The 12,677-nt window shown below is 69.3% G+C and carries 13 protein-coding genes; 11 read left to right on the top strand and 2 right to left on the bottom strand.

What is annotated here, in order from left to right; translation table 11 throughout:
• Positions 1-129 precede the first annotated feature (129 nt).
• The 4 genes from ETD86_RS23250 (at position 130) to ETD86_RS23235 (ending at position 4,897) form a co-directional block, all read left to right on the top strand.
• Positions 130-1,107: a GlxA family transcriptional regulator gene (locus tag ETD86_RS23250; RefSeq protein WP_211370252.1), complete on the top strand. Its 978-nt coding sequence runs from the start codon at positions 130-132 to the stop codon at positions 1,105-1,107.
• Between the two features lie 213 nt (positions 1,108-1,320).
• The gene (locus ETD86_RS23245) at positions 1,321-2,988 is read left to right on the top strand and encodes a Mu transposase C-terminal domain-containing protein (protein ID WP_138668272.1); all 1,668 of its coding nucleotides are present in this window, start codon (positions 1,321-1,323) and stop codon (positions 2,986-2,988) included.
• Positions 2,985-3,923 (top strand): TniB family NTP-binding protein, encoded by a 939-nt coding sequence (locus tag ETD86_RS23240; RefSeq protein ID WP_246148093.1) that lies wholly within the window; start codon positions 2,985-2,987, stop codon positions 3,921-3,923. Before ETD86_RS23245 ends, ETD86_RS23240 begins: the two co-directional genes overlap by 4 nt.
• Positions 3,920-4,897, top strand: a complete 978-nt coding sequence (locus tag ETD86_RS23235; RefSeq protein ID WP_138668271.1) for a TniQ family protein — start codon at positions 3,920-3,922, stop codon at positions 4,895-4,897. The genes ETD86_RS23240 and ETD86_RS23235 overlap by 4 nt, the downstream gene beginning before the upstream one ends.
• Before the next feature lie 17 nt (positions 4,898-4,914).
• Here ETD86_RS23235 and ETD86_RS23230 read toward each other — a convergent pair whose 3' ends face one another.
• The gene (locus ETD86_RS23230; RefSeq protein WP_246148092.1) at positions 4,915-5,832 is read right to left on the bottom strand and encodes a recombinase family protein; all 918 of its coding nucleotides are present in this window, start codon (positions 5,830-5,832) and stop codon (positions 4,915-4,917) included.
• Between the two features lie 81 nt (positions 5,833-5,913).
• On the bottom strand, positions 5,914-6,339 hold the full coding sequence (locus tag ETD86_RS23225; protein WP_138668270.1) for a DoxX family protein: 426 nt from the start codon (positions 6,337-6,339) through the stop codon (positions 5,914-5,916).
• Between the two features lie 136 nt (positions 6,340-6,475).
• On the opposite strand from ETD86_RS23225, the gene ETD86_RS23220 reads away from it, so the two are divergent.
• The 7 genes from ETD86_RS23220 (at position 6,476) to ETD86_RS23190 (ending at position 12,416) form a co-directional block, all read left to right on the top strand.
• Positions 6,476-7,270: a VOC family protein gene (locus ETD86_RS23220; RefSeq protein WP_138668269.1), complete on the top strand. Its 795-nt coding sequence runs from the start codon at positions 6,476-6,478 to the stop codon at positions 7,268-7,270.
• A 189-nt stretch (positions 7,271-7,459) separates the two neighbouring features.
• Positions 7,460-7,777 (top strand): DUF1801 domain-containing protein, encoded by a 318-nt coding sequence (locus tag ETD86_RS23215; protein ID WP_342779298.1) that lies wholly within the window; start codon positions 7,460-7,462, stop codon positions 7,775-7,777.
• A gap of 676 nt (positions 7,778-8,453) precedes the next feature.
• Positions 8,454-8,960, top strand: coding sequence for a MarR family winged helix-turn-helix transcriptional regulator (locus ETD86_RS23210; protein ID WP_138668267.1), 507 nt, complete (start codon positions 8,454-8,456; stop codon positions 8,958-8,960).
• A gap of 13 nt (positions 8,961-8,973) precedes the next feature.
• Positions 8,974-9,795, top strand: coding sequence for a helix-turn-helix transcriptional regulator (locus tag ETD86_RS23205; protein ID WP_138668266.1), 822 nt, complete (start codon positions 8,974-8,976; stop codon positions 9,793-9,795).
• A 99-nt stretch (positions 9,796-9,894) separates the two neighbouring features.
• On the top strand, positions 9,895-10,347 hold the full coding sequence (locus tag ETD86_RS23200) for an MmyB family transcriptional regulator (protein ID WP_138668265.1): 453 nt from the start codon (positions 9,895-9,897) through the stop codon (positions 10,345-10,347).
• Positions 10,348-10,467: 120 nt separating this feature from the next.
• On the top strand, positions 10,468-11,412 hold the full coding sequence (locus ETD86_RS23195) for an NADP-dependent oxidoreductase (protein ID WP_138668264.1): 945 nt from the start codon (positions 10,468-10,470) through the stop codon (positions 11,410-11,412).
• 62 nt (positions 11,413-11,474) lie between these two features.
• The gene (locus tag ETD86_RS23190) at positions 11,475-12,416 is read left to right on the top strand and encodes an NmrA/HSCARG family protein (RefSeq protein ID WP_138668263.1); all 942 of its coding nucleotides are present in this window, start codon (positions 11,475-11,477) and stop codon (positions 12,414-12,416) included.
• The last annotated feature ends 261 nt before the right edge of the window (positions 12,417-12,677 follow it).

Genomic DNA, 12,677 nt, shown 5'->3' with positions numbered 1-12,677 from the left:
TCCAGGGTGCTCATGAATGGATCACCGCCGTGGTCCCCGGTACGCCGAGACTGGCTACAGCGACACCCTCATGAAGGCCGCCAACCACATGGAGTGTCCGTCAGGACGCCGCGGACTCCTTTCCGCTCTGTGGTGGCCTATGCCCCCGCCGGGGTCAGCGCGTTCGGGCTGAGCGCTGTCAGCGGTCTCTTCGCGGACCGGAGCCACCTGGGACTACCGCGGTTCGACTTCTCCGTCTGCTCCGATAGCGCCGGTGTCCTGAACACTGACGTCGGCATGTGCATGCCGGTCCAGCATGGGCTGGAGGCGATGGCGAACGCCGACCTGGTCATTGTGCTGCCCACCGAGCGCCGCCCGCTTCCCCTGTCCGTGGCCCTCAACCAGGCACTGGGGGACGCATTTCACAGAGGAGTCCTCATCGCGGCCTACTGCGCGGGCTCGTTCCTGCTGGCCGAGACCGGCCTGCTCGACGGCCTGCGTGCCACGACGAATCGGTCCTTGGCCGCTTGCCTGGCCCTCCGTCATCCGACGATCACTGTGGAGACCGACGCTCTGTACGTTGACGAAGATCAAGTGCTTACGGGGGCCGGTGCGGCCGCCGGCATCGACATGTGCCTGCATCTTCTACGCCGCGAACACGGCGTGGCCGTTTGCAACGCCGTGGCCAGAGAGTGGATGGTCGCACCGCGTCGCGAAAGCGGACAGACACACTATGTTCCCAGCCCTTCGGAGATCGGCACCCGGTCGCTCGCCGACGACGAGGACGCGCGGCTGGCCGATCTGCTCGTCTGGGCACGCAACCGCCTGAGCCAGCCCTTCACGGTCAGCGAGTTGGCCAAACAGGCCTTGATGAGCGCTCGTACCTTCGCCCGCCGCTTTCAGGCTGCAACCGGCACCACCCCCTACGCATGGCTGACCGATCAGAGGCTTGATCTCGCGGAAGAACTGCTGGCGACCACGACCTTGTCGATTCAGGAGATCGCCGGTCGCGTAGGGTTCCGTTCCAACGGTGTGCTCCGCACCCAGTTCGTCAAGCGCCATGGCATCTCCCCGACCGACTACCGCCAGCGCCAACGGTCTGCGAGCGCGCAAAGACCACGTCAGTGAAGATGCTCCCGGGCGACGACCCGCCACAGCGGCCGAGTGCGCACCCGGCCACTGCCGCCTCGGCGGCCGTTGTCACTTTTTGAAGTCGCGTGCACGGACGTCCTGGGCATTCGCGGCTCTGTGCAGAGGACTGTGAAGCACCGGCTTGTCAGCAGTTCTCTGCGCTACGGTGCGTTTGTTCCGTACTGGCGTGCGCGACGGTGAGGTCCCGGTATGGATGGCGGGCAGGCGCAGATCATTGAGCGGGGCGTGCTGACAGCTCCGGATGAGGCATGGGACGTGGCGGTACGCCAGGCGGAGGTGATCGGCCGGCTGGCCGCCGGGCCGCGGGTGGGATTGGCTGCTGCGGACGCGGCGGCGGCCGAGCTGGGGGTCTCGCGGCGTCAGGTGTATGTGCTGCTGGGCCGGTGGCGCGCGGGTGAGGGCGTCGTGTCGGACCTGCTGCCCCGGCGCTCCAGCGGCGGCCGGGGACGAGGCCGGTTGCCGGCGGCGGTTGAAGCGGTGCTGCGAGAGGTAATCGAGTCGCGGTATCTGAAACGGCAGCGGCGCTCGGTGGCGGCGGTTCACCGGGAGGTCGTACGCCGGTGCCGGGCCGGTGGGCTGCCGGTGCCGGCCCGCAACACGCTGGCGCAGCGGATTGAGGCGCTGGATCCGGCGACGGCGGCTGCGGCGCGGGAGGGCGCCGACGGGGTGCGCCGCCTGCGGTCGGCGGGCGGTGACCCGCCGAAGATCGAGGGGCTTCTGCAGCAGGTGCAGATCGACCACACGCCGGTCGACTTGGAGGTGGTCGATGAGCGGCATCGGCTGTCGATCGGCCGCCCGTACGTCACTGCGGCGATCGACGTGGCCAGCCGCTGCGTGGTCGGCCTGGTGGTGACGCTGGAGGCGCCGTCGGCGCTGTCGGCCGGGCTGTGCCTGGCGCACACGGTGTGCGACAAGCGGCCGTGGCTGGAACGGCTCGGCGTGGAGGCGGTGGCCTGGCCTATGAGCGGCAAACCGCACGAGATCCACGTGGACAATGCCGCTGAGTTCCGCAGTGAGGCGCTGCGCTGGGGCTGCGCTCAGCACGGCATCACGCTGGCGTACCGGCCCAAGGGCATGCCGCACTTCGGCGGCATCATCGAACGGCTCATCGGCACGATGATGCAGATGGTGCACGAACTGCCCGGCACCACCTTCTCCAACCCGGCAGAGCGCGGCACCTACGATAGCCAGGCCAGCGCGGTGCTGACCGTCACCGAGCTGAACCGGTGGCTGGCCCTGGCGGTGGCCGCCTACCACGGCCAGGTGCACGGCGCACTGGGCCAGACCCCGGCCGGACGGTGGGCCGAAGGTGTCGCGGCCGGCGGCCGTCCGGCCACGGTGACCAGCGAGACGGCGTTCCTGGTCGACTTCCTGCCGGTGATCCGCCGGACGCTGACGCGGACCGGCTTCACCATCGACCACGTGCAGTACTACGGCGACGCGCTCAAGCCCTGGATCGCCCGCCGAGACCGGCTGGAGAAGTTCGTGCTGCGCCGCGACCCCCGTGACATCTCCCGGGTCTGGGTGCTGGACCCCGACGGGCACGCCTATCTGCCGGTGCCGTACCGGACGCTGTCACGCCCGCCGATCAGCGTGTGGGAACAGCGCGCCGCGATCGCCCGGCTGCGCGAGCAGGGCCGTGCCCAGGTCGATGAGAACGCCTTGTTCGCCATGGTGGAACAGATGCGGCAGATCACCGACGATGCGGCGGCCAAGACCCGCCGGGCCCGCCGGGAGGTGGAGCGCCGCTCGGCTACCCCCGCGCCGCGGGCGGCTGGATCGGCGCCCCCGCCGCCGGCTGAGGGGCGTGCGGACGAGGAGCCGGTGCAGCCGTTCGAGGTGATCGAGCAGTGGTGAGCAGCGAGCCGGAGTTCGAGATCGAGCTGGAGGTGGGGCCGGCGGAGGATCTGTCGCACCTGCATGAAAGCGCGCGGCCGGTGGCCCGGCTGCCCGCCGCCGAGCGGCTGGCCCGGGTGCGGGCGGATCGGTGGATCGGCTACACGCGCGCGACTCAGGCGCTGGAGCAGCTGCACACGTTGCTGGACTGGCCGGCCAAGCAGCGGATGCCGAACCTGCTGGTGATCGGGCCGACCAACAACGGCAAGTCGATGATCGTGGAGAAATTCCGGCGCCTGCACCCTCCGATCTCGCACCCGGACCGGGAGGAAATCCCGGTGCTGATCGTGCAGATGCCCTCCGACCCGCACGTGGCCCGCTTCTACACCGCGCTTCTAAGCGCGCTTGGCGCGCCGCTGCGGCCCCGTCAGCGGCTGGCGGAACTCGAGCAGCTCACGGTGCGGCTGCTGCGGCAGGCCGCCGTGCGGATGCTGGTGATCGACGAACTGCACAACGTGCTGGCCGGGCGCGGCGAGGCGCGCCGCGAGTTCCTCAACCTGCTGCGCTTCCTGGGCAACGAACTGAAGATCCCGCTGGTCGGTGTCGGCACCCGGGACGCCTACCTGGCGATCCGCTCCGACGACCAGCTGGAGAACCGCTTCGCCCCCTTCGTCCTGCCCCGCTGGGAGCCCGGCCAGGAGGCGAGCACGCTGCTGGCCAGCTTCGCCGCCGCCTTCCCGCTGCGCCGGCCCTCCCATCTGGCCACCCCGGAGATGACCGACTACCTGCTGACCCGCAGCGAGGGCATCATCGGCGAGCTGGCCGCGCTGCTCACCGAGGCCGCCGTCGCCGCGATCGAGTCCGGCGAGGAGGCCATCAACCAGCGCACCCTGCTGCTGGCCTCCTACGCCGGGCCCACCGAGCGGCGCCGCAAGTTCGAACGCGAGCTGGTGTGACGCCCGTCGGGGTGTCGGACGGGGTGCGCCGCTGGCCCGTTCACCCCGAGCCTGGCCCCGGCGAGGCGCTCACCTCCTGGCTCGGTCGTCTCGCCGGGCTGTACCGCCTGTCGGTCGAGCAGCTGCTGACCCACAACCTCGGCCCGGCATCGGACGAGTACGACCGCGGTGCGGACCTGGACTACCAGGTGCCCACGATCATTGTGCACGCGCTCGCCGCGCGGACTGGCGTCGAGGTGGGCCGGCTGCGCCGGATGACGATCTCCGGGTGCGTGCCGTGGCTGTCTGACACCCTGAATCCCCTCGACGGCCCGCGTGCCTTCGCCGCCTATGTCCGGCAGGACTCGGTGCTGATGCCACCGGGCCAGGCCGGATACCACGTGATCAACCGCTGGCTGCCCTGGTTGCCAGTGAGCGGCCGCCCTTGGCGGACGGCCCGGCACATCTGCCCCACGTGCTCAGCCGACCCCAGTCGCGGCGTCCTCCTGCTCGCCGCGCTCCCCCTCATGACCAGCTGCGTGGAACACGGCTGCCGCCTGGAGAATCTCCACGAGGTTCGCCGGGCCCACCGCTACGGCGAGCCGATGACCGCCCGCCCGGTCCCGGACGCCGTCGCCGCGCTGGACCGGCTCACCTTCGAGGGCATCACCACCGCGGCCGTCACGCTGCCTGGGCGGACAGTGCAGGTCGGGGAGTGGCTGCGGCTGCTGCGGACGCTGCTGGACGAGGTCAGCATGGTCGCCTCCCGGGCCGGCCCCGGCTCGGCCGCCCTCCTGCACCAGATCTGGGACGCCGCGGACTTGCCGTTCCGGGCGGGCCTGGCCTTCTGGCGGCCGTACGAGCGGCTGAGCCCGCCCCGTCAGGAAGCGATGCTGCAGGCGGCGGCCACCGCGGTGCAACTAGCTGCGGACGGGAGGATCATTCCGGGTGGCACGCTCGGCTCGGCGCTACAACCGGCTCCATATCGGCGGTAAGGCAGCGGGTGAGGTGGTCAGCCCCCGGCAGGCGCCGCTGCCGTGTTGGTGTCGTGTTCGCGGAGCATGCGCATGACGGTGGCCGGGGACGGGTGCCTGCCCTTCTTCGCGCCGCTGGTGATGACGAGCCGGGCGGCAATGTCGCGCAGGCTGAGGTTCTGCTCGCGCAGGTGCAAGGCCATGGACAGCATGGCGTCGTCGGTGACGGCGGCGCCGCCGATGGTCTTGCCTCGCCTGCGGGCGGATTCGTGGCCTTCCAGGGTGCGATCCCGGATGTACTCGCGTTCCATCCCCGACAGCGCGGCCAGCACGGTGAACACCACGCCGGACGGGTCGTGGGAGCCCTGCAGCTCACCGGTGAGGAACTCCAGGCCGATGCCGGCGGCGCGCAGCTGCTCGGCCAGGGCGGCAAGGTCGAGGCCGCGGCCGAGCCGCTTGTGCTCGTGCACCACGAGCGTAACCGCGACACCCGCCGATCGCAGCTCGCGGGCCAGGGCGACAGCCTTGTCGAGTTCGGGGCGGTTGGTGGCGCGGGTGGAGATCTTCTCGGAGAAGACGCGGGTGACGCCGACGGCCTGGAGCGCGTCGAGCTGGGTGTCGAGGGACTGGCGGACGGTGGAGGCGCGGGCGTAGCCGATGCGTACGTGCCCGGTTGGCTCGGCGCCCGCCGTGGCCGGGCGGGGCAGCTCGATCCACAGCGTGCCCGGCTTGCGGACAGCCGGGGTGGCCACGGTGAGCGCCTTGGCGAGCGCGGGCACGAGCCGGAAGCGGGCGGTGTGGTACTGGACGGCCACCTTGCCCTTGCCGGTCCGGCAGGGCGAGCCGGCCGGGGCGGCGCAGGAGGTCATCGGGGGGCGCGGGTCGGCTACTGAATGCCGCTCGGCGGCGGCCACCGGGCGCTCGGAGATGCCCAGGAGGCGCTGGGCGTGCTGCACGCGATCGCCCGGCCTGCAACACCGGCCTGGCCGGCGTCCTACGACGCGCCCCAGGTCACCCCGGCCATCGAACAGGTCACGTCACGCATCAGAAGCCTCCCTCGCCCGGGCTGCGGGCAACAGCCTTCTGCCGGCCGGCCTGAAATACCATGACGCGATCGTGAGAACGAGCAGGAAAAGCGCCGTGAGCGATTGATACCAGGCGTCGCCGGAGGCGACATGCGAGAACATCCCTCCTGTCAGCAGGAAGACGATGCCCGCGTACGCCCATTCCTTGATCAGTGGCCGCTTGGGGACAAGGATCGCCACCGCTCCCAGGAGTTTCCATATGCCGAGGAGCGTGAGGATGTAGACGGGGTAGCCGAGCTGGACAATGCCCCAAGCATAAGGAGGCGCCAGCGCCCCCTCGCCTTCTATTCTCAGCAATTGCTGGATGCCGGAGCCGATCAGGCCCGATGCGAGCACCAGGGTGGATCCCCAGTAAACGATCTTTTGAGTTCTCGTCATGTCCGGCACGCTAAAGGCAGTCCGCCGGGCCGCGCTTCTTCATTCCTGATCGATACATCGATCAGGAATGAAGAAGCGCGTATCCCGCGGCCACACCTAGGGTGATGTTGCAATTCACTGGTGAAGGAGGCACGCAATGCCCCTGCAGCTCGACGTCGTCGCTCTCGGGGCGCCCGAGGTAGACATCGCGCGCCGGTTCTACACCACCGCTTTCTCACCCGCTGTCACCGACGACGGCGATTCGGCGGCCCTCGACCTGCACGGCACGGGACAGGTCGCGCTGTCCGTGACCGAGTGTCTCGCCACGGCCGCGGGCACCACGCCGGCCACGTCTGGATTCCGCGGATACGTACTGACCTACACCGTCAACCAGCCCACGGAGGTCAAGTCCGTGATGGAGGTCGCCGCACGCGGTGGCGCGGAGGTGCTCAAGCCCGCGAAGAAGGCCCTTTTCGGGTCGTTCTCCGGAGCGTTCCAAGCACCGGACGGCGCTATCTGGAAAGTGGCCGCGGCCACCGGCAAGGACACCGGCCCGGCCGCGGCCGTCCCGCTGCCGACCGAGACCACGCTCATCCTCGGCGTCACCGCCCCGAAGGCGTCCAAGACGTTCTACGAAGCCGTGGGCATGACGGTCGACCGGGACTACGGCAGCAAGTACGTCGACTTCCACCCCGCCAAGGCGGCGATCAGACTCTGCCTGATGGAACGCGGGGTCCTGGCGAGGGACGCCGGCGCCGCCAAGGACGGCGACGGCTTCCCAGCGATCGTCCTCAACTGCGCGGCCCAGTCCCGTGACGAGGTCGACGCCCTGCTCGCAGCCGCGACCGCCGCCGGGGGCCGGATCACCGCCGCTGCCGCCGGGACACCCGAGGGCGGCTATGGCGGCCACTTCACCGACCCCGACGGGTTCTCGTGGAAAGTGACGCACTGAGCCCGGCCGTCGCCCGCGACCGAAGGAAAGGCAGATCAATGAGCGCCGCATCGAAAGACAAGAGCACGCCCCTCCGGGGAGGGCTTCTCCGAGCTGGAGCGCGCCGCCATCAAGGAGCGCGCGTCCGAGCTGAAGACCGACGCCCGCCGCGGCCGGAGCTCCGCCAAGGCGGCGGCCGACGAGCGGGACGTGCTCGCGAAGATCTCCGAGATGGCGGAGCCCGACCGCGCGCTGGCCGAACGGGTCCATGCCGTCATCACGACCACCGCTCCGGAGCTGGCGCCGAAGCTGTGGTACGGCCAGCCCGCCTACGCCAGGGACGGGAAGGTCATGTGCTTCTTCCGCAGCGGGCAGGTGGACAAGGAGCGCTACTCCTCGCTGGGGTTCACCGTGGAGGCCAACCTCGACGCCGACGACGGCATCTGGCCCACGGCCTACGCACTGACCGAACTGAGCGAAGCCGGTGAGGCGACGCTGAGGGAGCTGGTCAGGAAGGCCGTCTCGTAAGCTTCTCGGCCGGTAGCCGGCCCCTGAGCAGCAACCAATCGGTCAGTGGCGGTAGCGGGCTGACGGTCTCGGAACTGTTCCGGCTATGCCGCGACCTGATCGACATCCACGCCGTGCGCGACTGGTGCCAGGCCCGCGGATCCGCTCCTCTCTCCACTGTTACAGCGAGAGATCAAAGCACAACAGAAATCATTCTGTTAGGCCCTGTTAGGACGGGCCCAGCTCAGCAGGGTCCCTGCGGAAGAGCTACACCCATCTCCGTATGCGAACGAGTCGACCGATTCGATCTGCTCGCCCGAGCATGGTGTGGTCAGGGTCGTTCGTTTGAGAACTGAAATGGGGCGCGTACCGAACCGTCCGAGGCGACATTCAGGATCGAGTTACAGGTTGTGATCCAGTTGGCAGAGCGCCGCTGAGGTGGTTCTTCGTGTCCGCCTGCCGTGCTGGGATCAGCGATCCGTTCGGAAGCCATCGGCAGGCGGCCACCTCGCTCAGTGCCGTGCCGTCTGGCTCTGGCAGGACTACCGCCGCGCGCAAGCCTGACCTTGACGGCGTTCGCCGTGGTGGTCGTCATGGCGACTACACGCCGCAGTGACGATCACGATTGCATCGAGCCGTCAGGCGTGGGCGGCAGACCCGAGATGCACTTCGAATTCAAAGCAAGTAGGATCATGGGGTGAGTGACCCGGCACCTGGCCTGAATTCGGAGCAACTCGGTGCGTACTTCGCTCTGATGGAGGTCAGCAGCCTTCTTCAGTACGCGGTGGACGAGCACCTGCGCGCCGACGGTGACCTCAGTTACGTGCAGTTCCAGATCCTGGCGCGGCTGGTGGACGCTCCCGAGGGCAGGCTGCGGATGACGGATCTGGCCGACGGTGTCGTGTACAGCCGTAGCGGGCTCACCTACCAGGCGGGATTGCTGGACAAACGCGGCCTGATCACCCGCTCACCGTCGCCGGACGACGAGCGCAGTGTCATGGTGACTGTCACCGACGCCGGCCGGGACCTGATCGCCCACGTGCTTCCCGGGCATGTCGACCGCGTCCGGCAGTTGCTGTTCGAACCGATGACCGGCAAGGACCTCACCGCCCTCAGCACCGTTCTCGGTCGTGTCCGCGACCACATGCGCGCCACCCCGCCACGGTCCGCCAAACCCCGCGCCGGACGCAACCGAACCGACTGAAGGGCGGAGAGGGATGGACCGAGCACTGCTGGCGGACTTTCTCCGGGCACGGCGGGAGAGGCTGCAGCCGGAGGACGTCGGGCTTCCCCGTGGCTCACGGCGTCGTACGGGCGGACTGCGGCGCGAGGAGATCGCGGTGCTGGCCGGCATGTCGGCCGATTACTACAGCCGGCTCGAGCAGCAGCGCGGTCCGATGCCGTCCGAGCAGATGCTCGCCGCCCTGGCGCGGGCGCTGAACCTCAGCCCGAGTGAGCGGGAGCACTTGTTCGCCCTCGGCGGGCACTCGGCTCCGCGGCGCTCCTTGCGCGACGAGCAGGTCAGTCCGGCCATGAGGCGCATCGTCGAGCGTCTCTCAGACACGCCCGCGATCGTGTTGTCCCGGTTCGGTGAGACGTTGTTGCAGAACCAGTCGGCGGTTGCCCTGCTCGGCGACTACACCCGGTTCAACGGCATGTCCCGCTACCTGGTCTACCGCTGGTTCACCGACCCGGCGCAGCGCGCCCTCTATCCCCCCGAGGACCATGCCCTCCGCGGCCGGGTCTTCACCGCGGAGATCCGGGCGGCGTACACGGCCGACCCTGCGGGCACAGCCGGCGAGATCGTCGACGCGCTGCTGGCGGTCAGCCCCGAGTTCGCCGAGGTCTGGCGGCGGCACGAGGTGGATGTCACCCACCACCACGATCTGAAGCGCTACCGGCATCCGGAACTGGGCGAGCTGGAGCTCTACGGCCAGCGGCTGGTGGATCCCGACGAGGGCCAGGAGTTGCTGGTCTTCCTGGCGCAGCCCGGCTCACCGAGCGACGAGAAGCTCCAGCGCCTGATCACGATGAGCTGAGCCCGCCTCGTTATCCACGGACTGTTTGTCCGTGGATAACGGTGACATTCACCCGGCTTCCGGTTCGCGCCATGCTTGATCGGTCGGACCGGGAAGGTGGTGAGCAACGTGGACCGGGAGCTTCTGGAGCACTTTCTCCGGGCGCGCCACGATGAGGTTGGGGGTGATCATGCCGGCCCGGTCATGACGCGCATCGTCGAGCGTCTGTCGGACTATCCCGCGATGGTGTTCTCCCGGTGCGGCGAGGTGCTGTTGCAGACTCGTCCGGCGATTGTTCTGTTCGGCGATTACACCCGGTTCGGCGGAACGTCGCGCTATTTGGTCGACCGCTGGTTCGCCGACCCGGCGGCGCGCGAGCGCTACCTCGTCGAGGTGGGCGTCACCGGTCACTGGCACCTCCGACGCTACCGGCATGCCGACCTGGGAGAGCTGGAGCTATGCCGACAGCTTCTGGTGGATCCCGTGGAGCACCAGATGCTGCTGGTCTTCATGGCCGTCCCGGGCTCTCCAAGCGACGAGAAGCTCCGCCGCCTGACAGTCGCGGGCGACTAGGCCCCGGCGACTGTCGGCCGGCTCACACCGTACAAAAGTTGCTTCGAATTCAAAGCGTGCTATGGTCACGAAGTGCTTCGAAAACGAAGCACCTCACGATGGAAGAGACGAGGGCTTGTGATGAAGGCAGTACGTTTCCACGAGTACGGCGACCCGAGCGTCCTGCGTTACGAGGACGTCGAGCAGCCCGTCCCCGGCGCCGGGCAGGTGTTGATCCGGGTCGCCGCGACGTCGTTCAATGGGGTCGACGGCAACATCCGCGCCGGTTTCATGCAGGGTCCGATCCCGGTGACGCTGCCGCACACGCCGGGCATCGACGTGTCCGGCACGATCGCGGCGCTGGGCGAGGGCGTGACCGGCATCCAGTTCGGTGACCAGGTCATAGGGTTCCTGCCGATGGGGGCCGATGGCGCGGCCGCGGAGTACGTCGTCGCTCCGGCCGAGATTCTCGCTCCGGCGCCGACCAGCATCTCCTTGGCCGACGCCGCCGCGCTACCCATCGTGGGTCTCACCGCGTGGCAGGCGCTGTTCGACCACGCGAAGCTGGCGGCCGGCCAGCGCGTGCTGATCAACGGCGCGGGCGGCGCCGTCGGGGGCCACGCCGTTCAGCTGGCCAAGAACGCCGGCGCGTACGTGATCGCCACGGCCAGCCCCCGCAGCATCGAGCAGGTCAAGGCCACGGGTGCCGATGAGGTCATCGACCACACCACCACCGAGGTGGCCGCGGCGGTGAGCGATCCGGTCGACGTCGTGCTCAACCTCGCCCCGATCAGCCCGGAGCAGTTGGCCGCACTGCTCACCCTGATCCGTCCCGGCGGAGTGCTGGTGAACACCACGGTGTGGATGCCCGCCCCCAGCGACGAGCAGCGCGGCGTACGCGGCATCGACCTGTTCGTCCGCAGCGACGCCACCCAGCTGTCCCACCTGGTCGCGCTAATCGACTCCGGCGAGCTGCACGTCGACGTCGCCCAGCAGGTCCCCCTCCCGGAGCTGCCGGCCGTGCACGCCCAGGCCGCCGCGGGTGCGCTGCCCGGCAAGACCGTCATCGTCGCCCCCACCGCCTGACGCCGCCCAATAAGGCCGACCCGGCCACCTTCGAAGCACAACCCATGACAGGAGAAACCTCGATGTCTCACGACAATGTGATCACGGTGCTCGGCGCGACCGGCACGCAAGGCGGCGCGGTCGCGCGGGCGCTGCTGACCGACGGCGAATTCACCGTACGGGCGGTGACGCGCAACGCCGCGTCGCCCAAGGCGCAGACTCTGGCCGGGCTCGGCGCCCACGTGGTGGAGGCGACCCTCACCGACAAGGGCAGCCTTCGCCGGGCATTCGACGGGGCATACGGCGCGTTCCTGGTTACGCCGTACTGGGAGCACCGTTCCCCCACCCGGGAACTGGCCGAGGTGGAGAACCTCATCAGCGCGGCCCAGGCCGCCGCCCTGCGGCACGTCGTGTGGTCGACGCTCGAGGACACCCGCGAGGCGATCGCGGCCGACGACACCCGGATGCCGTTCATCGGCGACGGCTACCGGGTGCCGCACTTCGACTTGAAGGGAGGGGCCGCCGACGCCCTGTTCGCCAAGTCCGGCCTGCCCACGACGTACATGCTGATGTCCTTCTACTGGGACAACCTGCTCGGCCTGGCCAAGCCACAACGCGACCCGGACGGGACGCTGGCCTTCCATCTCCCGCTCGGCGACACGGCCATCGCGGGCGTCGCCTCCGACGACATCGGCCGGCTGGCGTTGCGCGTGCTGCGCCAGCCGTCGCAGACGATCGGCGCCACGGTTCCCGTGGTCGGCGAGTACCTGACCGGCGAGCAGATGGCGGCGGCGCTCAGCACGGTCCTCGGTGAGCCGGTGGCCTACCGCCCACCCACCCACGACCAGTTCCGCAGCGTCGGCTTCCCCGGCGCGGACGAGCTGGGGAACATGTTCCAGTACTACACCGAGTTTCCGGGGTCCTATCTCGGCCGCCGCGACCTCGACATCGCACGCGCGTTCGACCCCGATCCGCTCACCCTGACCGACTTCCTGGCCGCGCATCGTGCCGAACTCGCGGCCTGACCGACTTCCTGGCGACTCGGAGGAGCCCCGATGACCAGCACCGACCTCACTCCGTTCAGCCGCCCAGAACCGCCAACTATGCGCAGGCGGGCGCCTCCTCTCCAATGCTGATGCAGGGAGGCAGCAGGCGCCACCCCCCAAGTGCACGACGAAAGGCAACAGGATGAGCACACCCTCCCTCTCTCTTCCCGGCGGCATCTGGACTCTGGGTGACCTGACCGTCACCCGGTTCGGCTACGGCGCCATGCAACTGGCCGGCCC

Origin of the sequence: Nonomuraea turkmeniaca (assembly GCF_005889735.1) — a bacterium.
GTDB classification, from domain to species: domain Bacteria; phylum Actinomycetota; class Actinomycetes; order Streptosporangiales; family Streptosporangiaceae; genus Nonomuraea; species Nonomuraea turkmeniaca.
Note: the sequence above shows the minus strand (reverse complement) of the source record. Positions and strands in the feature narration are given on the sequence as shown.

Coding starts and splice junctions, on each gene's coding strand:
- ETD86_RS23245 (WP_138668272.1), top strand. CDS start 1,321: ATGGATGGCGGGCAGGCGCAGATCATTGAGCGGGGCGTGCTGACAGCT.
- ETD86_RS23225 (WP_138668270.1), bottom strand. CDS start 6,339: ATGACGAGAACTCAAAAGATCGTTTACTGGGGATCCACCCTGGTGCTC.
- ETD86_RS23220 (WP_138668269.1), top strand. CDS start 6,476: ATGCCCCTGCAGCTCGACGTCGTCGCTCTCGGGGCGCCCGAGGTAGAC.
- ETD86_RS23205 (WP_138668266.1), top strand. CDS start 8,974: ATGGACCGAGCACTGCTGGCGGACTTTCTCCGGGCACGGCGGGAGAGG.
- ETD86_RS23195 (WP_138668264.1), top strand. CDS start 10,468: ATGAAGGCAGTACGTTTCCACGAGTACGGCGACCCGAGCGTCCTGCGT.
- ETD86_RS23190 (WP_138668263.1), top strand. CDS start 11,475: ATGTCTCACGACAATGTGATCACGGTGCTCGGCGCGACCGGCACGCAA.